Genomic DNA, 21,182 nt, shown 5'->3' with positions numbered 1-21,182 from the left:
AGTCCTCAGGGTTCGGGTCTGGTTTGAATTGTGTGGGTTGAGCGCCTTATAGTCCCGGCATCCAGTCCCGTCGAGCACCGGACACCGGACACCGGACGCGCGTGGACAAGGCTTGGGACAGGCGGTCGTTGGAACGTCAGCTTTTCGAGGCTCCAAGAGTGCTGGCAACAGCGCTCCATGCGAGATTGGCAGGTGCTGCGCCAGGATTTTCAAGGGCAATACGGGCGGCTTCCTGTCCGGCTTTGACTGCCATTTCCAGTGGTAAACCGCGTCCAAGCGCCGCAAGCGTTCCTGCTACGAGAGCGTCCCCCGCGCCGGTCACATCGACGACGTTTGCTTGCGGAGTGGGGAAAAACACGCACAGATCCTCAGTCCGCAGGTGCAGCGGGCGTGCCCCGTCAGTGATGATGATGTTTCGTGCCCCCTGCGCAAAAAGCGCACTGGAAAGCAGGTCGGGCGGTGTGTTCGCGGGCAAACCCGACAGGGCCGCAGCTTCCGCCCGGTTCAAGAACAGAAGCGTCAGCTTCGGCAGGATAAAACGCAGGCGCGGGGCCTTGGCGATCGAGACGGCTTCCGCCGCAAGGTGGCAGGACGGGGCGGCATCCGCTAGCAGGGCCAGAGCATCACCTGAGAGGTTGGCATCCAGCAGCCACCAGCCATCGCGGGAGGTTCTTTGGGCTGCTGCCTCGAACAGGCCCAAGGGAGCTGATGACAGAACCGTGTCGCTTATACAGGCCGCGGCAAGACCGCCGTCCGGATCATGCAGGGCCAGATATTGGCCCGTCGTGTACCCCTCCCGGACCGTAAGATCGGTTCCCACCCCCTCCATCTTCAAGACCAGCTGAATGGAGGCGCCCGCAGAATCGTCGCCGATCATCCCGGTGAGGGTTACGGGCACGCCAAGTCTTGCAAGGCTTCGTGCCACGTTGGTGGCAACGCCTCCAGGTTTCATGTCGATCCGGGCAGGTGTCGAGGTGTCCCGCAAGATCATCCTGTCAGCGTGGGCAATGATGTCATAGTGTATGGCACCGAAACAGGCCACGGGCAGGGGAAAAACTCTTTCGGGCGGCGTGGTGTTTGCCGTGGGCGTGGATGTCATGAGGACAGTGCTCGGACGGGTTTCAAGAGAATGGTGCTGATCCGGCAACTGCCGTTCGGTGCACCGATGCTCCAGCGGGTATCAGCTGCCGGCTGCCTCAGCAAGTTTCCCAGGAACAGGGCAGTGCGTGATTCTGGGCATAAGTTTGATTTGAAATCGAATTGCCTTTGCGTCAATTTTGTGCTGGCGAAACGGAACATGAGGGGAACGCATTGAATATTATCGTTTATTTCCAATGTCTCGTGAGGGCTTGTCAGATGAGAACATAAGGAGTACAAAACCATGGTTTGAAACGGTGCGTCCATCGTGGAATAAGGATCTGGAAGCCATGTCGCAAAGCACACTTCGTCTCGTAGAAAGCAGCCAGATGGATAAAACCAAAGCGCTCGACGCCGCCCTCTCCCAAATCGAACGGGCCTTTGGCAAGGGCTCTATCATGAAGCTCGGGCAGGGGCAGGCAGTCGAGATTCAGTCCATTTCAACCGGATCCCTCGGGCTTGATATTGCCCTGGGTATCGGCGGTCTTCCCCGTGGCCGTATCATCGAGATCTATGGTCCGGAATCTTCCGGTAAGACCACTCTTGCCCTGCACACTGTCGCCGAAGCTCAAAAGGGCGGCGGGATCTGCGCTTTTATCGATGCTGAGCATGCGCTGGACCCGATCTATGCCCGCAAGCTGGGCGTCAACATCGACGACCTTCTGATTTCCCAGCCCGATGCTGGCGAGCAGGCCCTCGAGATTGCCGATACGCTTGTTCGCTCCGGCGCAATCGATGTGCTCGTGATTGACTCCGTTGCTGCCCTGACGCCGAAGGCGGAACTTGAAGGCGAAATGGGGGACAATCTTCCGGGTCTTCAGGCCCGCCTGATGAGCCAGGCGCTGCGCAAGCTGACCGCATCGATTTCCAAGTCGAACTGCATGGTCATCTTCATCAACCAGATCCGCATGAAGATCGGCGTGATGTTCGGCTCTCCCGAAACCACCACCGGCGGCAATGCGTTGAAGTTCTATGCCTCTGTCCGTCTGGACATCCGCCGTATCGGCGCGATCAAGGACCGGGACGAAGTCATTGGCAACCAGACCCGCGTCAAGGTGGTCAAGAACAAGGTGGCTCCGCCGTTCCGTCAGGTGGAATTCGACATCATCTACGGTGAAGGCGTGTCCAAGATGGGCGAGTTGATCGACCTCGGCGTCAAGGGCAACGTGGTCGAGAAGTCGGGTGCCTGGTTCTCCTACAACAGCCAGCGGCTGGGGCAGGGGCGTGAGAATGCCAAGCAGTTCTTGCGTGACAATCCCGAGATGGCCGCAGAGATCGAACTGGCGATTCGTCAAAACGCAGGCCTGATCGCCGAAGCCATCATTGACCCGGATGGTGCTGGTGATGAAGGGATGTCTGACGAGTGACCTATTTCCGGAGAGGCACTTGAATTAACCTCTTTTATCAACCCCTGGGCACTGCCTGGGGGTTTTTGCTTGTCCGGGGCTGTCCCGCAGCGCGGGACCGCTATACCCTCGTCAAGACTACCGGTTTCTGCGCCCGGCTCGGGCGTTTGCGAGACAGGCAAGCCGCAGCCGTCAAGCTGGCGGAATTGGAGAAGGAAGAGCACGTGTCGCGGGAAACAGCTTTGAACAGCGGGGAGCCAGATTGCCAGAAAGGCAAGACAGGATCCCTGTTTCAACGGTGCGTGCGCTGGAGCCTTCTGGCTGGAGCTGGTGTGCTTCTGTCCGGCTGTTCGCTGATCCGCTCTCCGGTTCTTGATCCTCAGGGGCCTGTCGCGCTTGATGAGCGGAACCTCCTCCTTGTCTCTCTTGCAATCATGATGATTGTCGCAATTCCGGCGATTGGGCTGACCCTCTTCTTTGCCTGGCGCTACCGGTCTGGTGCGAACCGACCCGACTATGACCCCGAATGGAGCCGGGCGCCGGCTCTGGAGGCGGCGATTTTTCTGGTGCCGGCGGCGATCATTGTCGTTCTGGGCACGCTGGTCTGGGTCTATACGCACCGCCTCGACCCGTATAAGGAGCTGGCCGCCGGGCGCGAACCGTTCCAGGTGCAGGCAGTGGCGCTCGACTGGAAATGGCTGTTTCTCTATCCGGAACTGGGTACGGCGTCCGTCAACGAACTGAGCTTTCCTGCCGATCGTCCAGTGTCTATCGAAATCACCTCCGACACGGTCATGAACGCCCTGATGATCCCGGCTCTTGGCGGGCAGATCTATGCCATGGCGGGTATGCGGACGAAGCTGAACCTCCTGGCCAACGAGCCAGGCACCTTTGATGGCCGCAACACCATGTATTCCGGGGACGGTTTTCCCGATCAGCATTTCCAGGCGCACGCCCTGACGGACAGTGAGTTCGAAGCCTGGAAGGCCAAGGTGAAAGCCTCTGCAAACGCGCTGGATGCCCGGGCCTATGTGGCACTGCATGAGAAAAGTTCTGCCAATCCGGTCAGCTACTATTCTTCTTTCGAGCCGGGTTTGTTCGACCTCATCCTGCGCAAATATGCGCCCATCACCGGCCCCTATGAAAGCAAGGCTGCCGAGATCATCTGCCGGGGAGCTGCCTGATGTTTGGACGCCTGACAATTGATGCGCTGCCCTTCTATTCCTGGATTGCGGAAGCTGGGGCCATGGTGGTGGTTGGGGGCGCCGTCGTCTCGTTCCTTTTGGTCACCTATCTCAAGGCGTGGAAGACCCTCTGGTTCGACTGGTTCCTCAGCGTGGACCACAAGCGGATCGGCATCATGTATCTTGTGCTGACGCTGATCATGTTCCTGCGGGGCGTGGTCGAGGGCGTAATGATGCGTGCCCAGCAGGCGGTTGCCCTCAACAGCGACGGCTATCTGCCGCCCATGCATTTCGAGCAGCTGTTTTCCACCCATGGCACCATTATGATCTTTTTCGTGGTCATGCCGTTTTTGACAGGCCTCATCAATCTGATCGTGCCGCAGCAGATCGGCGCGCGGGATGTTGCCTATCCCTTTCTCAACTCTCTGAGCTTCTGGCTGACAGCTGCTGGCGGGGCGCTTGTGATGGTCTCGCTCGTGATCGGCCAGTTTTCGCGGGCTGGCTGGACCGGCTACCCGCCCTATTCGGGACTGCAATATTCCCCCAACGAAGGGGTCGACTACTGGATCTGGTCGCTCATGATCAGCGGTATCGGAACCACCTTGTCGGGCATCAACTTCATCGTGACGATCATCCGCAACCGCTGCCCGGGCATGACCTGGATGCGGATGCCGATGTTCACCTGGACTGCCTTTTGCGCTTCGATCCTGATCGCTTTTGCCTTCCCCGCCCTTACGGTGGTTGCTGCCCAGCTGGCGCTTGACCGGCTGCTCGGCTTCCATTTCTTCACCAACGGGGATGGTGGCAATATGATGATGTATGCCAACCTGATCTGGATCTGGGGCCATCCGGAGGTTTATATCCTCATTCTTCCGGCCTTCGGCGTCTTCTCCGAGGTGGTGGCGACCTTCTCGCGCAAACGGCTCTTCGGTTATGACTATCTTGTCTATGCGACCGCCTGTATCGCGTTGCTGTCCTTCACCGTCTGGCTCCATCACTTCTTCACCATGGGCTCAAGCGCCAACGTGAATGCGGCGTTCGGCATTGCGACCATGATCATCGCCGTGCCGACAGGCGTGAAGATTTTCGACTGGCTTTTCACCATGTACCGGGGCCGGATCGAGTTTCCGCCCGCGATGCTGTTCACGGTCGGGTTTATGGTCACCTTCGTCATCGGCGGCGTCACTGGCGTTCTGCTTGCCATGCCGCCCGCGGACTATCTGATGCACAATTCTGTGTTCCTGGTCGCGCACTTCCACAACATGCTCATTCCGGGTGCGCTGTTCGGCTATCTTGCGGGAATGAATTACTGGTTCCCCAAGGCTTTCGGTTTCAAGCTGGATCAGAAGTGGGGCGTACGCTGTTTCTGGCTTTTGATCTCCGGCTTCTATCTGGCCTTCATGCCGCTCTATGTACTGGGGTTCATGGGCATGAGCCGCCGCATGGAGCATTACGCCAATCCGGAGTGGCAGCCTTACCTGATTGTCGCCGCCTTCGGCGCAGCGCTCATCCTTGCCAGCGTAGCCTGTCTTGTGATCCAGATCCTGGTCAGCATCCGCAATAGGGACGCCTTGCGCGATGAAACTGGCGATCCCTGGAATGGCCGGACGCTGGAATGGGCGACCTCCTCACCGGCCGCGCCCTATAATTTCGCCGTCATTCCCGAAGTCTCGGATCTCGATGCCTTCCACTCCCAGAAGATGGAGGCAAAGGCCTATCAGCGGCCTCAGGCCTATGAAGACATCGTGATGCCCAAGCCTTCTGTCCTTGGCATTGTGCTGGGCGGTCTCGGTTTCATCATTGCCTTCGCCATTGTCTGGCACATCTGGTGGCTGGCGGTTGCCGGGCTGGCCGGGGCGGCAGCTTGCGTGATCTACCGCAGCTGTGACGACGATACGGATTTCGTCATTCCGGCGGAAGAAGTAGCCCGCATTGAGGCGGCGCATCTGGAGCGTCTCACACCTGAGCGTCAGCATGACATGCGCATCTATCAGCCGTCTGCACATGCTGCCGAGCCCGTTCTGGAAGGAGGCCGGTCATGAGCCATTCTGCGAGCGCCAGCGCCGCTCTTGCCCATGAAGAGACCCATGCGCTGGAAAGCCGGGACTTCGGTTTCTGGCTCTACCTGATGACTGATGCGATTATTTTCGCATTGCTCTTTGCCACCTACGCGGTGCTGTCCGGAAACACGGCAGCGGGCCCTTCCGGCCGGGATGTCTTCGACCTCGCGCATGTGGCTGGCGAGACCGCGCTGCTTCTGGTCTCCAGCATCACTTTCGGCGTCGCCTCGCTTTTCCTGAAGGTGGACAGAGCCCGACCAGCGGTTCTGTGGCTTGGCATCACGCTCCTTCTCGGGCTCTGGTTCCTGGTGATGGAGCTGAGCGAGTTCTCCGGCATGATTGCGGAGGGGGCGGGACCGCAGACAAGCGGCTTTCTGACGGCCTTTTTCACCTTGATCGGAACGCATGGCCTGCATGTTGCCGTGGGGTGTCTGGGCATTCTGGTCATGATGGGGCAGATCCTCGTCAAGGGTGGGACGGCTCCTGTCCGCTCACGCCTCAACCGTCTTGGCATGTTCTGGCATTTCCTCGACATCGTCTGGATCGGGATTTTCTCGGTCGTTTACCTGCCTGCTGTCTTGTGAGGACCGCCTGATGGAAAAAGTCTCTCTTCCCGGTCTTCAACGCTATCTCACTGGCTTTGTGCTCGCTGTGCTTCTGACGGCGATTCCCTTTGCCGCTGTCGCGCTTCAGCTGTTGTCATCAGGAGCCGCCCTGGCCCTCATTGCGGTCTGTGCTGTCATTCAGGTGATCGTACATCTTTATTACTTCCTTCACATCGACTTCAAATCCACGCCTACGGCCAACATGTTCTTCCTGATTTTCGCGGCCATCCTTATCTTTCTGATGGTCGGTGGCAGCCTTTGGATCATGTCCGACCTCCATCACCGGATGATGTAGTGTTCCAGCTTCCAGAGTGAAACGCGGGTAAGGGCGCGCTCGCCCCGCTTCGCGCACGGGAACTTGCGGGCAAGCTTCTGGACAGTGCTGGAAGCGAAAGATAAAAGGCTCTGAATTGCTTGCGCGGGAAACAGCCGGACGAGCGCGCCTTGCGCGCCCGCTGTTGACCGCTCTGCCGAAGGACCGAGAGCGAGACCTAGATGAGTGGCGTGAACGAAATCAGAAGTGCGTTTCTGGACTATTTTGCCAAGAACGACCATCAGGTGGTCGAGTCCGGCCCGCTGGTGCCCCGCAATGACCCGACGCTGATGTTCACCAATGCCGGGATGAACCAGTTCAAGAACGTCTTCACCGGTCTGGAAAAGCGCGACTATCAGCGCGCCGCGACGGCTCAGAAGGTCGTCCGCGCCGGCGGCAAGCACAACGATCTGGACAACGTCGGCTACACCGCGCGTCATCACACGTTCTTCGAGATGCTCGGGAACTTCTCCTTCGGCGATTATTTCAAGGACCGGGCCATCGAACTCGCCTGGAACCTGATCACCAAGGAATACTGCCTGCCGAAAGACAAGCTGCTGGTGACTGTCTATTCCGAGGATGAAGACGCAGCTAGCCTCTGGAAGAAGATTGCTGGCCTCGGCGATGACAAGATCATCCGCATTCCGACCTCCGACAACTTCTGGACCATGGGGGACACGGGTCCTTGCGGCCCTTGCTCGGAGATCTTCTTCGATCACGGCGACAAGATCTGGGGTGGCCCTCCGGGCTCTGCCGAGGAAGACGGTGACCGGTTCATCGAGATCTGGAACCTCGTCTTCATGCAGTATGAGCAGACGCCGGAAGCCCGTCTCGACCTGCCGCGACCGTCGATCGACACGGGCATGGGTCTGGAGCGTGTGGCTGCTGTTCTCCAGGGCGTTCACGACAACTACGACATCGACCTCTTCAAGGCGCTGATTGCGGCCTCCGAAAACGCTACGGGTGTGAAGGCGGAAGGGGCGGCTCAGGCCAGTCACCGGGTCATCGCCGATCACCTGCGTTCCACCAGCTTCCTGATTGCTGACGGTGTTCTGCCCTCCAACGAAGGCCGTGGCTATGTTCTGCGCCGCATCATGCGCCGCGGTATGCGCCATGCGCATCTGCTGGGCGCCCGCGATCCGCTGATGTTCAAGCTGGTGCCGGCGCTGCTGCGTGAGATGGGTCAGGCCTATCCTGAGCTGATCCGCGCCGAAGCCCTGATCACCGAAACCCTGAAGCTGGAAGAAACCCGTTTCCGCAAGACGCTGGAACGGGGCCTCGGTCTTCTCGACACGGCGACGGAAGGTCTGGGCGAGGGTGGTGAGCTGGATGGCGAAACCGCCTTCAAGCTCTACGACACCTATGGCTTCCCGCTTGACCTGACCCAGGACGCCCTGCGTGCCCGTGGCGTCAGCGTTGACACGGCCGGGTTTGATGCGGCCATGCAGCGCCAGAAGGCCGAAGCCCGTGCCGCCTGGAGCGGCTCCGGCGAAGCGGCGACCGAAACGGTCTGGTTCGCTCTGAAGGAACGGCTGGGGGCGACCGAGTTCCTTGGCTATGACACGGAAGTTGCCGAAGGCGTCATCACCGGTCTCGTCGCAGACGGCGCCGAGGTTGCGTCCATCGCAGCTGGCCAGTCTGGCTACGTGATCCTGAACCAGACACCTTTCTACGGCGAATCCGGTGGTCAGATTGGCGACAGCGGTGTCCTGAAGGGCAATGGCGTTTCGGCAACTGTGACGGATGTGCAGAAGAAGGCCGACGGTCTCTTTATCCATGCCGTTACCGTGGACGAGGGTACGCTGAAGGTGGATCTTCCGGTGCAGCTGACTGTGGACCACGAGCGCCGCGGCGCGATCCGCTCGAACCATTCGGCAACCCACCTGCTGCATGAGGCCCTGCGCGAAGTGCTCGGCACCCATGTGGCGCAGAAGGGCTCGCTGGTCACCTCCGAACGCCTGCGCTTCGACTTCTCTCATCCCAAGCCGATGAGTGATGAAGAGCTGAAGGTGGTCGAGGCCTATGCGAACGAGATCATCCTGCAAAACGCCCCCGTCGACACGCGCCTGATGGCCGTGGACGAGGCGATCGAGAGCGGCGCAATGGCGCTCTTCGGCGAGAAGTATGGCGACGAAGTCCGCGTCGTTACCATGGGCAAGGCGATCCATGGCCCGAAGGCGGGCAAGTCCTATTCTGTCGAATTGTGCGGCGGCACCCATGTGCAGCGCACTGGCGACATCGGTCTGGTGACCCTGATCGGCGAAGGCGCGGTTGCGGCCGGCGTGCGCCGTCTGGAGGCCCTGACCGGTACGGCGGCCCGCACCTATCTCGACACCCAGGACAAGCGCATGCGAGAATTGGCAGCGCTGCTGAAGGTCGGCGCGGCTGATGTTCCGGCCCGCGTTGCCCAACTGGTCGAAGACCGCAAGAAGCTGGAGCGCGATCTGGCCGATGCCAAGAAGAAGCTTGCCATGGGTGGCGGTGGTGAAGGCGGGGCAGCTCCCGTCCGCGAAGCCGGTGCCTTCAAGCTGATGGCCCGCGTCGTCGACGGCATCAACCCCAAGGATCTGAAGGGCATGGCGGATGAAGCCATGGTCCAGCTCGGCTCCGGCGTTGTGGTTCTGATCAGCGTTGCCGAAGACGGCAAGGCTGCCATCGTGACGGCTGTTGCCAAGGACCTGACCAGCAAGGTGACGGCGGTCGATCTGGTGAAGATCGGTTCTGAAGCCCTTGGTGGCCGGGGCGGTGGCGGCCGGCCGGACATGGCGCAGGCCGGTGGTCCGGATGGCTCCAAGGCCGATGACGCGGTTGCAGCGATTGAAGCTTATCTGGCTGGTCTGTAACAGACAGCGTCAGAGAATGAACGGGAAGGGCGGGCGAGCATGCACCGCCCTTTTTCTTTATGCTTTTGCTTTGAAGCGCAGCTTTCAGGTGACCGCGGTTGATCCGTGTCGTCGTCTTGCGGTGCGAAGCAGACTATAGATCGGATCAGACCTCACCCAGCCGTCAAGGAAGGCCAATGCTGAAACGTACGCTCTATGATCTCCTGGAGGACACCGGCAACCGGCGCGTTGGAGCGAAGGTGATCAGGCGGTCGCTGCTGCTGCTGATCCTGGTGAATGTCGTGAGCGCAGTGGTGGAAACGCTTCCCCAGTTTGAACGGCATCCCATGGATTTGTTCATGCTGTTTCAGCTGATGTCTGGCACCATTTTCCTAGGGGAGTATCTGCTGCGTCTCTATATCGCCGACCTGCATCCTCCACTGCGCCGCTATGGCCCCTTGGGCGCACGTTTGAGATATGCCCTGCAGCCAGATTCGATTGTCGACCTGATTGGGGCACTGCCACTGATCCTGGTGCTTGTGCTGCCCAACTCTGCCGTAACGGTAGTGGTGATCTTCAGGTTGCTGCGTTTCCTCAAGCTGGCCCGCTATTCACCGGCCCTTCGCTCACTTCTGTCTGCCATTGCCTCCGAGCGCCATGCCTTGATGGGGTCGACGGTCATCATCTGCGGCGTCGTGCTTATGGCGGCGACATTGCTTTACCTCGTTGAGCATGACGACCAGCCCGAGAAGCTGGCCAGCATCCCCGCAGCCATCTGGTGGGCGGTCGCGACCGTGACCACAGTCGGTTACGGCGATGTCGTGCCGGTTTCTGCTACGGGCAAATTTATCGGCGGCATTGTCATGCTTCTGGGTTACGGTCTTATCGCTCTGCCGGTCGGCATTGTCGCCTCAGCATTTGCCCGCGAGATCCACAGCCGGGACTTCGTTGTGACCTGGTCCATGGTGGCGCGGGTGCCGTTGTTCGAAGACCTCAAGGCAGCGGAAATCGCCGAGATTGCCAAGCTGTTGAGAGCCCAGCGCGTGCGGGCAGGAACAGTGATCTCGGCCAAGGGGGACGTCGCCAACCGGATGTATTTTATCTCTGACGGCGAGGTCGAAATCGAGCTGCCGCATGAAAAAATCTATCTGGGTGAAGGCAAGTTCTTCGGCGAAATGGCGCTTTTGCATCAGCGGCCCAGAACCGCGACGATCCGGGCTTTCCATGATTGCGAGCTGCTGGTGCTGGATGCTGATGCCTTGAATGCGCTGATGTCGGCAAAGACCGAGCTGGCGTCCCGCATCCTGGCGGAGGTCGAAGAGCGGATGGCGGCCTTGGCGAAACAGCGGGGCGATCTGGTGGAAGAAGAGCTGGCTCAGGCAGAAAGCCGTGAGGACCTGAGCGATGAGCAGCCAGAGCTTTTCGAGGATCAGAAGAAGGGCGAGAAAGCCCCTGAATAACACATGCTTCCGGACGCTTTTCCTCCGCGATCAGTAGGGGGTAAGACCCGCAGGCACTTGCCTGTAAAGCGGATCGCCTTGCCAGAACACATCGGTGGGGCCGACTGCGAAGTCGATGATGTTCCAGCGGTCAAACTGATAGCGCAGCAGGGCGTAGGTCTGCGCGCCGTCCATATATTCTGCCTCACTGGCGAAGACAGTTTGCCTCAGGTCAATGGCCGCGCCGCCCGGACGCTGAGGGGCAAGACTGACGAAGGCCCAATTGTCCGCAGAACGCATCCAGCTGACGACGAATTCCACTGGGGTGCCCAGACGCGCCTCTGCCAGGGGGCGAACAGCGTCGAGGATCAGTTTCCGCTCCGCTGTTCCGCGGGCGGGTTCATGGGGTGCCTGTGCGAGGGCTGGCGGCAGGAAAGCGCAAGACAAAGCGACAAGAGCTGCCTGTGCAATGCGCTGGAGGCGCTTCAGTCCGGCCAGTCCTGAGCGGACCGGGAGGGTGGAAAGAGATAAAAAAGCCACTTTTGTTCCAGTCAATCTCTCAAGCGGACCCAGAAAATGGATCCGCAAACCAGTTGTTCAGGCACAGTTTCCTGCAAGCCGGTGAGGGCTTCAGAACACTGGCTTTGACGAGAGTAACGGAAGCAGACCCGATTGGGCGATAGAATTCTCGCCACACGGAGCAAGCGCAAGCAGCAATCTCAGGACAGGTAGTTCAGGTCCACCATGGTCGGCGCCAGCGAGCGGGTCAGGCGCAGGCGGTTTTCGTCGGATAGTTCCTTCTTATAGGCACCAGCGCGCCCCTGGCGCATATGCTGCAGCTTGGCCGGATCGTTTTCGTTCTCAAAGCGCTGGCGTGCCTTCTCGAAGCTCTGGTTCTCGATAGCTGCGGCTATCCGGGCCCTGTCAACCGGGATCTGTGCCTCGCGGAAGAGCTGCTGCAGCGACTCGCCCGGTGCCTCGAGCATGTCCTCATAGCGGGCCATGGGCATGCAGGGGTCGAGGAACTGGTCGACATATTCCGACCAGCTGCGCCGGTCCCATCCGGCACCGCCTGCACAATGGGTCATGATTCCGACCATCTTCCCTTCGGCGTCATTCTGCCCTTTGAACAGATAGTGCTTGCCGGAGACTGCCACATCGCGAGGATCGCGAACGATTGTGAGGATCTTGAGATTGGGGTGGCAGACCAGGTCCAGCATGTCGCGGGTGTGGTGCGACTTCAGAACGTAGGAGCGCGACGTGCGCTCAAGACCTTCCATGGCAATTTCGTCATGCTCTCGCAGGCCTGCAAAGCCCAGCACCGGACAGCCGATCGCTTCTGCCACCACCCTGGCCAGCCACGTGTTGCCCGACTTCGGATATCCGGCAACGATGATGGGGCTGTCATAGCCTTTGTCTTCGAAGGATTTCAGATGTTCGCTGATCTTGCGACCATGGCGCTGGGTACGGCGCTGGTTCCGGAAGTTTGTATAGAGAGAGACCATCGTGACCTTCGACACACAGACTGATTTATCTTTTCATCAGTCTGAAATTTGGTCATTTCTTGGAGAAAATGTTTCGGTCCTTGGAAATGAAATTGCCATATTTTGAGTTTTGTTTTTACGTGGAACTTGTCATTTCTGCTTATTTCTAAGGTTTATATTTCTTTGTTTCTCATTCTTGCTTTCTGGCGATTTCGTCTTTTCAAAAGAGAAAGGCGCGAAAGCTGGATGACTTTCGCGCCTTGATTCATGAAGAAGCTCATGCGGGCCTGTTTCAGGCTGCCATTGCCTTGGCCAGGTTCTGGTCAATCTTGTCGAGGAAGCCAGTGGTGGTGAGCCAGGCCTGATCCGGGCCGACGAGAAGTGCCAGATCCTTGGTCATATGGCCGCTTTCGACGGTGTCGATGCAGACTTTTTCAAGGGTTGCGGCAAAGCGGGCGAGTTCCGCGTTTCCGTCCAGCTTTGCCCGGTGCGCAAGGCCGCGGGTCCAGGCGAAGATGGAGGCAATCGGATTGGTTGAGGTCTGCTCGCCCTTCTGATGCATCCGGTAATGCCGGGTCACGGTGCCATGGGCCGCTTCCGCTTCCACGGTCTGCCCATCCGGTGTCATCAGAACAGAGGTCATGAGGCCAAGGGAGCCGAAGCCCTGGGCCACGATGTCGGACTGGACATCGCCATCGTAGTTCTTGCAGGCCCAGACGTAGCCGCCGGACCACTTGAGGGCGCTTGCCACCATATCGTCGATCAGGCGGTGCTCGTACCAGATCTTGTTTTCATCAAAGGCGGCTTTGAACTCCGCGTCGAAGATCTCCTGGAAGATGTCCTTGAAACGGCCGTCATAGGCCTTGAGGATCGTGTTCTTCGTGGAGAGATAGCAGGGCACGCCGCGCTGGAGCGCATAGTTGAACGAGGCACGGGCGAAGTCGCGGATCGAGTCGTCCAGATTGTACATCGCCATGGCGACACCGGCCGACGGAGCATCAAAAACCTCATGCTCAATGGTCTCACCGTCTTCGCCGGTGAACTTGATCGTCAGCTTGCCCTTGCCGGGGAAGCGGAAATCCGTGGCGCGGTACTGATCGCCAAAGGCGTGGCGACCGACGATGATCGGCTGGGTCCAGCCCGGCACCAGACGCGGGACGTTGCCCATGATGATCGGCTCGCGGAAGATCACGCCGCCGAGGATGTTACGGATCGTGCCGTTGGGCGAACGCCACATCTTCTTCAGGCCGAATTCCTCGACCCGGGCCTCATCAGGCGTGATCGTCGCGCATTTGACACCAACGCCGTGTTTCTTGATCGCGTTTGCTGCGTCGACGGTGATCTGGTCGTTGGTTTCGTCGCGCTTCTGGATCGACAGGTCGTAATATTCGAGGTCAATGTCCAGATAGGGATGGATCAGCTTGTCCTTGATGAACTGCCAAATGATGCGGGTCATCTCGTCGCCATCGAGTTCGACGACCGGGTTCGCTACCTTGATCTTTGCCATGAGAGTGGGCCTCGTTCTGGGTGCGGGAAGTATTGTGTGCGTTTGTATACGATTTTGCATGTGCGAAGGCAAGAGGGCTGTTTATCCAGATCTGCCCTCTAAAAAAATCCGCCGGCGGCTTTCATGCAAAGCCGCCGGCGGGACAGGAAGGTCTGGTTTTTCTGAGCTTGATCAGGGCAGTTTGTAAGCGATCACATAGTCGCCCGGCGTGGTGCCGATGGAGCCATGGCCGCCTGCGACGATCAGCACATACTGGGTGCCGTTCACCTCATAGGTCATGGGCGTTGCCTGTCCGCCTGCGGGCAGACGGCCCTTCCAGAGCTCCTTGCCGCTGGTCAGGTCATAGGCCCGCAGGTAATTGTCGACCGCTGCCCCCATGAAGACGACGCCGCCCTTTGTGATCATCGGACCGCCGATGCCCGGCACACCCATCTTGATGGGAACGGGAACCGGTGCGAGATCCTGCACGGTGCCGTTCTTGTGCTTGTAGGCTACCTTGCCCGTGGTCAGATCCACACCTGCCACATAGCCCCAGGGCGGCTGCTGGCAGGGCAGGGACAACGGGCTGTAGAGCGGGCCCATGTAGACACCATAGTCCGCGCCCTCATTCCGGTTCAGGCCCTGCTCACTTGCCTTCTCATCCGCACCCTTCGGGGGGATTTCGGACTTGGGAACAAGCTGGGAGGTGAAGGCCAGATAGACGGGCATGGCGAACAGAACCTGCCGTTCCGGATCAACCGCGACGGAACCCCAGTTGAAAGTGCCGAAATTGCCCGGATAGATGATGCTGCCCTCAAGGGACGGCGGAGTATAGCGGCCTGCATAGTTCAGAGAGTGGAATTTCAACCGGCAGGCCAGCTGGTCGAACATGGTCACCCCCCACATATCCTTGCCCGTCAGTGCTGGCGGATTGAAGGACAGGGCAGACTGCGGCTGGGTCGGGGAGGCATAGTCGCCTTCGATGGTCTTTATGCTGCCGACTTTAACTTCTTCTACCGGAATGACCGGCTCGCCCGTCGCCCGGTTCAGCACATAGATGTCCCCCTGCTTGGTGGGCTGTACCACAGCGGGAACGGTGGAGCCGTCCTTCTGCTTCAGGTCGATGAGAACTGGTTGAGCCGGAACATCCATGTCCCAAAGGTCGTGATGCACGAACTGCCGCACCCAGCGCACCTGGCCAGTGTTGATGTCGAGAGCGGTGAGCGAAGATGAGTATTTTTCTACCGCTTCGCTGCGGTTCATGCCCAGCTGATCGGGGACCTGGTTGCCCATGGGGATATAGACAAGCCCGAGCTCCGCGTCGGCACTTGCAACGGACCAGCTGTTGGGTGAGTTGGTGGTGTAGGTCTCGTCCCCGGTCAGTGGAGCGGTCCGCTCCGGATTGCCGGAATCCCAGTTCCAGACCAGTGCGCCGGTGCGGGCGTCAAAGGCGCGGATGACACCCGATTGTTCATAGAGCGAGAAATTGTCATTCACGGCGCCGCCCACAATCAGCTTGCCATCGACGGCAAGGGGCGGGGAGGTCGAGTAGTAATAGCCATCTGGATTGTATTTCATGTGCTGGCTGAGATCGAGCGAACCCTTGTCGGCAAAGCTCTCGCAGACGGTTCCGTCTTCCCGGTTCAGGGCGATCAGACGCGCATCGGAGGTGGGCAGATAGATCCGCTCCTTGCAGCGCTCACCGTCAGCCATCTGCGGATCGGACCAATAGGTCACCCCCCGGCAGGTCTGGTGCTGACGGCTAGTGTTGGGACCGATGCCCGGATCGTATTTCCACTTCTGCTCGCCAGAGACTGCATCCACAGCCAGCGCCCAGTTGTGCGGCGTGCACAGATAGAGCGTGTTACCGATCTTAAGCGGGGTGACCTGATAGGTGGTTTCCTTCGTATCCCCTGGCAGCTTCTTGTCGCCGGTCTCATAGGTCCAGGCAACTTCCAGCTTGTCGACATTTTCCGGGGTGATTTGCGCAAGGGGAGAATAGCGCTGGCCATAATTGCTGCGGCCATACTGGTGCCAATCCCCCTCTGGCATCGTGTTTCCCAGTGCTGGGCTGGTTACTGCAGCTTGCTGGGGCAGCTCGCCCTCCAGATCGTGAGCGTCATTCAGGAGAGAGATACCCGCCACGGCGAAGGCTGCAAGGACGACGGCTGATAGACCGATGGCCGGTGCGGCAGGTCGGGTTGGCGGGAGAGCTGTCAAATCGGACGAGGCCGCGTTGTTGAGGCTGTTGCGCACCCAAGGCGTCAGCATCCAGAGGCCGATCAGCATGATGACGCCGCCACGTGGGGCAAGAGCCCACCAGTCGAGGCCGACTTCCCAGATTGCCCAAGCCAATGTCAACGCCACGATGCCAGCATAGAGCCAGAGTGCGGAAGACCGGCGATGATAGACCAGATAGGCCGTGGCCAGGAACGCAAGGCCGCTGAGGACATAATAAAAAGAGCCGCCAAGAAGTGCCAGATAGCCGCCTCCGGCTGTGAGGACAAGTCCTGAGAGAAGGAGAAGTCCGAAGGTAAGAAATCGTGCCATTTTAAAATCCCGGAACAGTCAGGACCGGCGTCTGCCGGTTGTCTCCGTTTGAGCCGGAACACTGCGGGGATTTGGAAAGGAAATGCCTGCAGCAACGAGGAAGATGTCCGGCCCCTGTCTAGGTGAAACGGCTTGGCGCGCCGAAAGTTCCGTCAAATGTGGCGAAATATGGAACCTGCGCGCCTTGGCCCTTTGATGGACGGGCAAAGGCACTTCTTATGGTTCGCAGCAAATACACGGTCCTGCCTCTGAGGCCGTTCCAGTTTCAGGCCAGCTCCTGACCTTTTCCTGGTTAGCTCTCTGGAGTGGCCTGCGGCATGTGCCTCAGGATAAACATTGCGATCCGAAAGCTGAGTGGTCCGACGATCATCGACAGCACGAAGGCGACCGGCCAGGCGGTCAGAAAGCTCATTCCCCATTCAACAAGCCAGTTCTCGCTGAAGGCGGCATGCATAAATCCCATTATGCCGGTCATGAGAATGGCCATGAAGGCGGAGATGAAAATCTGGGCGAGAAAGACGAGTTTTTTGCTGTCCTGCATTGCGCATTCTTTATCTGTAAGGGGAGCTGCGCCTTGAAAAACGACAGCGCCCCGGATTGTTCGGAACGCCGTGGGTTCGAAAAAAATCGACTAAATCCCGCAAGAGCGGTGACCGGGATAACCAACCGGTCTTACATTTTTCGGCACGTCTATATTGCATTGCAGCATGTTTGACGTCAAGAGCTCAGAAGGATTCCAGCTCCTTGCGGACCGGATTTGAGCCAGTTACAGGGTTTGATTGACAAATCATTTTATCTGACTAAAGTCAGGTAAATCATGTTGAACGATATCTCCCGTTTCCGCCGCTTCAGCCGCGCCGTGACCTCAGAGGTCGGGGCTCTGGATACGTCTTTTCTTGGACGCGGACGCCCGCTTGGCGCGGCCCGTGTTCTCAATGCCATTGGTCAGGGCCGCACGGATGTCGCCGCGATCCGCGCCTATCTTGCTCTCGATTCCGGTCTGATGAGCCGGCTCCTGCGCTCGCTGGAGGAGGAGAAACTGATCGAGCTGACCGCTGACCCGGAGGACGCGCGCAAGCGCCGGGCAGTGCTCACCCCGGCCGGAGAGGCCGAGTTCTCGGTCTATGAGCAGCTGTCTAATGAGCGCGCGGAAAAGCTGCTTGGCACCCATGCCCATCCGCAAGCCTTACTCGAGGCGATGGACCTCATTGCCTCTGCCCTTGACCGGAATCGCTGGTCTTTCGAGGAGGTGGATCCGCGCTCGCAGACTGCCCGCTATTGTCTTGAAGAATATTATGCGGAACTCGACCGCCGCTTCGAAGGGGGCTTTCAAGTGTCCTTGTCGGCGGATCCGGATGCTGAAAGCATGATGCGGCCCAAAGGCGTGTTTTTTGTCACCATGTCAGACGGCTTGCCGGTTGGCTGCGTCGGTCTGAAGGGCACGGACAAGGGTTATGCGGAAATCAAGCGCCTGTGGGTGTCTCCGGCTGCCAGAGGGCTGGGTCTCGCCCGCAAGCTGATGGCGAAGACGGAAGAGGCTGCGCGGGAGATTGGCATCAAGGTGCTGCGCCTTGACACCAACAAGGCACTGCCGGAGGCGGTGAACTTCTACCGCAAGGAAGGCTGGACCGAGATCGACCGCTTCAACGACGATCCCTATCCAGACTTCTTTTTCGAGAAGATACTGTAGTTCCTTTGATGGACATTGTTTAGGCGCGGGCAGTCAGAATGCCGGCTCCAATCAAGATCGAGCCGCTGATCCGGTTCAAGAGCGTGCCATGGCTCGGACGGGACAGGAAAATCTTGAGCTGCCCGGCCGCGAGGCTCCAGAGCAGGATATTTATCCCGACCATGGTCAGAAATGTTGCTTCCAATACGACCATTTGGGTTGCCATGGGACGTGACGGGTCAAGAAACTGCGGGAGAAAGGCGACGAAAAAGACAATGTCTTTCGGGTTGAAGGCCGTCACTAGAAAGCAGTTCCAGAAGATTGCACGATTGCTGCGGGCGGGATGGCATGCGTCTGGCGCTATGCTTATCGTCTTCCTTCTAATTAGCCCCAGGCCCAGCCAAACCAGATAGGCCGCGCCTGCCAGTTTGAGAGCTGTGAACAGAGTGGCGGAGGCGGCGAGAACGCTCCCCGCGCCGAGGAGTGAGATCGTCATCGCCGCAAAGTCTCCCAGAACCACACCGGGGACTGTGGCCAACGCGCTGCGCCTGCCGCCGGAAACGGCATGACCAACGACCACGGTGACGGTGGGGCCGGGCAAGGCCAATAGGGCAGCGCTTGCTGCGGCGAAGGCCAACCAAAGATGATAGTTCACTGGCTCTCTCCTGATATCTGCTCTATATTCAATAGCAGAAAGCAGAATGGTTTGCTATTAAAAACGTAGCGTGGCGAGATGGCGAAAATTCCAATTCCTGGAACACCAGTACGCGGTTCGCGCAGCGGCGCGCCGATCATGGCGTTGTTCGATCTGCTTGGTCGCCGTTGGGCGATGGGGGTTTTGTGGACCCTGCACGAGGTCGAACCCGCTACCTTCCGAGAGCTTCAAGAGCGTTGCGAGACGATTTCCCCTGCCGTTCTGAACAAGCGGCTTGCCGAGCTGAGAGAGGCGCAATTGGTCACCAGAACTGGCGAGGGGTATGTGACGACAGACCTCGGGCAGGAGCTTTATGATTTGCTCGTTCCCTTGGGCGCTTGGGCGAAGATATGGGGGCGGAATGTGACAGAAGACACCGTGGCGGAAAACAATGAGCGATAGCCTGGCATTGGACCGTGGCGGTGAATGTCTGCCGTGTGGGACATTGAACCAAGTCAACCGTCTCGTTGACGATCCCTATCCAGACTTCTTTTTCGAGAAGCTGCTATAGTCAGTGCCTCTCCTACTTTTTCTCTCCGGGATTCTGAATTCCATGACATTGCGCAAAATTGGCTCTTCCGACGTTACCGCCGTCGGTCTCGGCTGCATGAATTACGCTCACGGCTACGGAACACGCTGGCGGCAAGAGAGGCCTCAGCCTTGCTGAACGCCGCGCTGGATCTGGGCTACACCCATTTCGATACGGCGACCATTTATGGGGCCGGGGTTAGTGAGACCGTTCTTGGCGACACGCTTGGCGCACGGCGCGACACTATTTTCCTTGCCTCCAAATGCGGTCTTTATCCCGGCACAAATGGGGCGTCCCGCGACATTGACGGGCGTCCGGAGCGGATCAAGGCGGCCTGCGAGGCCAGTCTCAAGCGCCTCAAGACGGATGTGATCGACCTTTATTATCTACACCGGCTGGACAAGAGCGTTCCCATAGAGGAGAGCGCCGGGGCTTTTGCCGAACTGATCCGTGAAGGCAAGATCCGTTCTTATGGCCTGTCGGAGGTCTCGGCTCAGACCCTGCGGCGTGCTCATGCGGTGCATCCGGTGGCGGCGCTTCAGTCGGAATATTCGCTCTGGACCCGCAATCCGGAAATCGCAACGCTGGAAGCCTGCCGGGAGCTGGGGGTGACGTTCGTCGCCTTCTCGCCGCTGGCGAGGGCGTTTCTGACCGGCAAACATGGTATGGACGCCGTTCTACATCCCGATGACAAGGACATGCGCCGGTCCATGCCGCGCTTCGCGCCGGAAACCTATGCCAAGAATCTTGAGCTTCTGCGGGACTACGGCAAGATCGCCGAAGAGGCGGGGTGCTCCATGGCGGAACTCGCGATTGCCTGGGTTCTGGCCCAGGGCGAGCATGTGGTCGCCATTCCCGGCACCACCCGTGTGGATCACCTGAAAGAAAACTTCCGGGCTGGCGAGATCTCTCTGTCTCGCGAGATCTTGGCGAAGCTGAATGCCTTGATCAATCAGAATACTGTCAAGGGCGCCCGCTACAGCGCGGCCCAGCAGGCCGACGTTGAAACGGAAGTCTTCACGTCAGAAGCTTAGGCAAATCGGCAACGCTTTGCAGAAGGTGATCAGAGAGGAGCTCAAGCTCCGCTCTGGTGCCGGTGCCGGAAAGCACTCCCACCGCCAGTCCGGCATCTGCAGCTCTGGCCATCTCCAGATCATGGGTGTTGTCGCCCACCATGGCGATGGCCGATGGCGCGAGATCCAGATGCCTGGCGAAGGCGTGAACCATGCCCGGCTCCGGCTTGGGACCGTGGCCGCTGTCATAGCCGGCGATGAATTCGATCTGGCCGACGAGACCTGACGCCTCCAGAAAGGTCCGGATTGCGCCTTCGCTGTCGCTGCTTGCAACGCCCAAACGGAACCCTGAGGTCCTGAGACTTTCAAGCGCCTCCGGGATGCCGGGCAGAACCGCAGCGGCATCCATGCTACGGGTGAACAGCCGGTCGAGTCCGCGGCGCAGCGCATCCCTTTGAAACTTCGCCCCGGCTGCAACCCAGGCCTCCACGATTTCCTCAGAATTTCCCGCCGCGAAGAGAGAGCCGCCTGCCGTCTTCCGGCTGACCGGATCCATTCCGGCGATCCTGAGCAGGTCTTCCGCAAAGGCTTGGTCACTTTGGGCGGCAAACAGAGCTGCTGCCTCGTTCACGGATGCCCAGGTTGCATCAAAGTCGAGGAGCGTGCCGTCCTTGTCGAAGAGGATTGCTTTCACAGCACTCTGCATGGCAGGCCCTTTCCGGTGGCTCTTTGAAAATGAAAAGGGGCAGCCGTGGCCGCCCCCGAGATTGATGACTAACCTTTAAATTTGTCATCCCGGACGCAGCGAAGCGGAGATCCGGGACCGGTGAGCCAAGGTGTTTCGGTTTTTA

At 59.1% G+C, this 21,182-nt stretch carries 18 protein-coding genes; 10 read left to right on the top strand and 8 right to left on the bottom strand.

Annotation, left to right across the window (positions count from 1 at the left end):
- Positions 1-136: 136 nt before the first annotated feature.
- A complete protein-coding gene (locus IG616_RS02425; protein WP_192146023.1) occupies positions 137-1,099 on the bottom strand; it encodes a PfkB family carbohydrate kinase in 963 nt (320 codons plus the stop codon).
- 328 nt (positions 1,100-1,427) lie between these two features.
- Here IG616_RS02425 and recA point away from each other — a divergent pair, with 328 nt between their 5' ends.
- The 7 genes from recA (at position 1,428) to IG616_RS02390 (ending at position 10,927) form a co-directional block, all read left to right on the top strand.
- The gene (recA, locus tag IG616_RS02420) at positions 1,428-2,504 is read left to right on the top strand and encodes a recombinase RecA (protein ID WP_192146021.1); all 1,077 of its coding nucleotides are present in this window, start codon (positions 1,428-1,430) and stop codon (positions 2,502-2,504) included.
- Between the two features lie 203 nt (positions 2,505-2,707).
- Positions 2,708-3,667 (top strand): ubiquinol oxidase subunit II, encoded by a 960-nt coding sequence (cyoA, locus tag IG616_RS02415; RefSeq protein ID WP_343072330.1) that lies wholly within the window; start codon positions 2,708-2,710, stop codon positions 3,665-3,667.
- The gene (locus IG616_RS02410) at positions 3,667-5,709 is read left to right on the top strand and encodes a cbb3-type cytochrome c oxidase subunit I (protein WP_192146019.1); all 2,043 of its coding nucleotides are present in this window, start codon (positions 3,667-3,669) and stop codon (positions 5,707-5,709) included. Before cyoA ends, IG616_RS02410 begins: the two co-directional genes overlap by 1 nt.
- On the top strand, positions 5,706-6,311 hold the full coding sequence (cyoC, locus tag IG616_RS02405; protein ID WP_192146017.1) for a cytochrome o ubiquinol oxidase subunit III: 606 nt from the start codon (positions 5,706-5,708) through the stop codon (positions 6,309-6,311). Before IG616_RS02410 ends, cyoC begins: the two co-directional genes overlap by 4 nt.
- 10 nt (positions 6,312-6,321) lie before the next feature.
- On the top strand, positions 6,322-6,627 hold the full coding sequence (gene cyoD, locus IG616_RS02400) for a cytochrome o ubiquinol oxidase subunit IV (RefSeq protein WP_192146015.1): 306 nt from the start codon (positions 6,322-6,324) through the stop codon (positions 6,625-6,627).
- Between the two features lie 200 nt (positions 6,628-6,827).
- Positions 6,828-9,488, top strand: coding sequence for an alanine--tRNA ligase (alaS, locus tag IG616_RS02395; RefSeq protein ID WP_192146013.1), 2,661 nt, complete (start codon positions 6,828-6,830; stop codon positions 9,486-9,488).
- A gap of 176 nt (positions 9,489-9,664) precedes the next feature.
- Positions 9,665-10,927 carry a cyclic nucleotide-gated ion channel gene (locus IG616_RS02390; protein ID WP_192146011.1) on the top strand — a complete coding sequence of 421 codons (1,263 nt, stop codon included), beginning with the start codon at positions 9,665-9,667 and terminating at the stop codon, positions 10,925-10,927.
- 30 nt (positions 10,928-10,957) lie between these two features.
- On the opposite strand, the gene IG616_RS02385 is transcribed toward IG616_RS02390, so the two are convergent.
- The 5 genes from IG616_RS02385 to IG616_RS02365 form a co-directional block, all read right to left on the bottom strand.
- A complete protein-coding gene (locus tag IG616_RS02385; RefSeq protein WP_209007230.1) occupies positions 10,958-11,446 on the bottom strand; it encodes a hypothetical protein in 489 nt (162 codons plus the stop codon).
- A 179-nt stretch (positions 11,447-11,625) separates the two neighbouring features.
- Complete coding sequence (locus tag IG616_RS02380) at positions 11,626-12,411, bottom strand: sulfotransferase domain-containing protein (RefSeq protein ID WP_192146009.1); 786 nt, start codon at positions 12,409-12,411, stop codon at positions 11,626-11,628.
- A gap of 271 nt (positions 12,412-12,682) precedes the next feature.
- Positions 12,683-13,897, bottom strand: a complete 1,215-nt coding sequence (locus tag IG616_RS02375) for an NADP-dependent isocitrate dehydrogenase (RefSeq protein WP_192146007.1) — start codon at positions 13,895-13,897, stop codon at positions 12,683-12,685.
- A gap of 171 nt (positions 13,898-14,068) precedes the next feature.
- Entirely contained in the window at positions 14,069-16,426 is a 2,358-nt protein-coding gene (locus tag IG616_RS02370) for a glucose/quinate/shikimate family membrane-bound PQQ-dependent dehydrogenase (protein ID WP_192146005.1), read from the bottom strand.
- A 292-nt stretch (positions 16,427-16,718) separates the two neighbouring features.
- Positions 16,719-16,967, bottom strand: coding sequence for a DUF2798 domain-containing protein (locus tag IG616_RS02365; protein WP_192146003.1), 249 nt, complete (start codon positions 16,965-16,967; stop codon positions 16,719-16,721).
- A gap of 276 nt (positions 16,968-17,243) precedes the next feature.
- Here IG616_RS02365 and IG616_RS02360 point away from each other — a divergent pair, with 276 nt between their 5' ends.
- Positions 17,244-18,116, top strand: a complete 873-nt coding sequence (locus IG616_RS02360) for a bifunctional helix-turn-helix transcriptional regulator/GNAT family N-acetyltransferase (RefSeq protein WP_192146001.1) — start codon at positions 17,244-17,246, stop codon at positions 18,114-18,116.
- A 19-nt stretch (positions 18,117-18,135) separates the two neighbouring features.
- Here IG616_RS02360 and IG616_RS02355 read toward each other — a convergent pair whose 3' ends face one another.
- Positions 18,136-18,750, bottom strand: coding sequence for a LysE family transporter (locus tag IG616_RS02355; RefSeq protein ID WP_192145999.1), 615 nt, complete (start codon positions 18,748-18,750; stop codon positions 18,136-18,138).
- A 78-nt stretch (positions 18,751-18,828) separates the two neighbouring features.
- On the opposite strand from IG616_RS02355, the gene IG616_RS02350 reads away from it, so the two are divergent.
- Positions 18,829-19,191 carry a winged helix-turn-helix transcriptional regulator gene (locus IG616_RS02350; protein ID WP_192145997.1) on the top strand — a complete coding sequence of 121 codons (363 nt, stop codon included), beginning with the start codon at positions 18,829-18,831 and terminating at the stop codon, positions 19,189-19,191.
- A gap of 258 nt (positions 19,192-19,449) precedes the next feature.
- Complete coding sequence (locus IG616_RS02345; RefSeq protein ID WP_246476070.1) at positions 19,450-20,352, top strand: aldo/keto reductase; 903 nt, start codon at positions 19,450-19,452, stop codon at positions 20,350-20,352.
- Here the strand turns inward: IG616_RS02345 and IG616_RS02340 are convergent.
- Positions 20,336-21,037, bottom strand: a complete 702-nt coding sequence (locus IG616_RS02340) for an HAD family hydrolase (RefSeq protein WP_192145995.1) — start codon at positions 21,035-21,037, stop codon at positions 20,336-20,338. The genes IG616_RS02345 and IG616_RS02340 overlap by 17 nt on opposite strands.
- Between the last annotated feature and the right edge of the window lie 145 nt (positions 21,038-21,182).

This window comes from Roseibium litorale, from assembly GCF_014842915.1.
Taxonomy (GTDB): Bacteria; Pseudomonadota; Alphaproteobacteria; order Rhizobiales; family Stappiaceae; genus Roseibium; species Roseibium litorale.
Note: the sequence above shows the minus strand (reverse complement) of the source record. Positions and strands in the feature narration are given on the sequence as shown.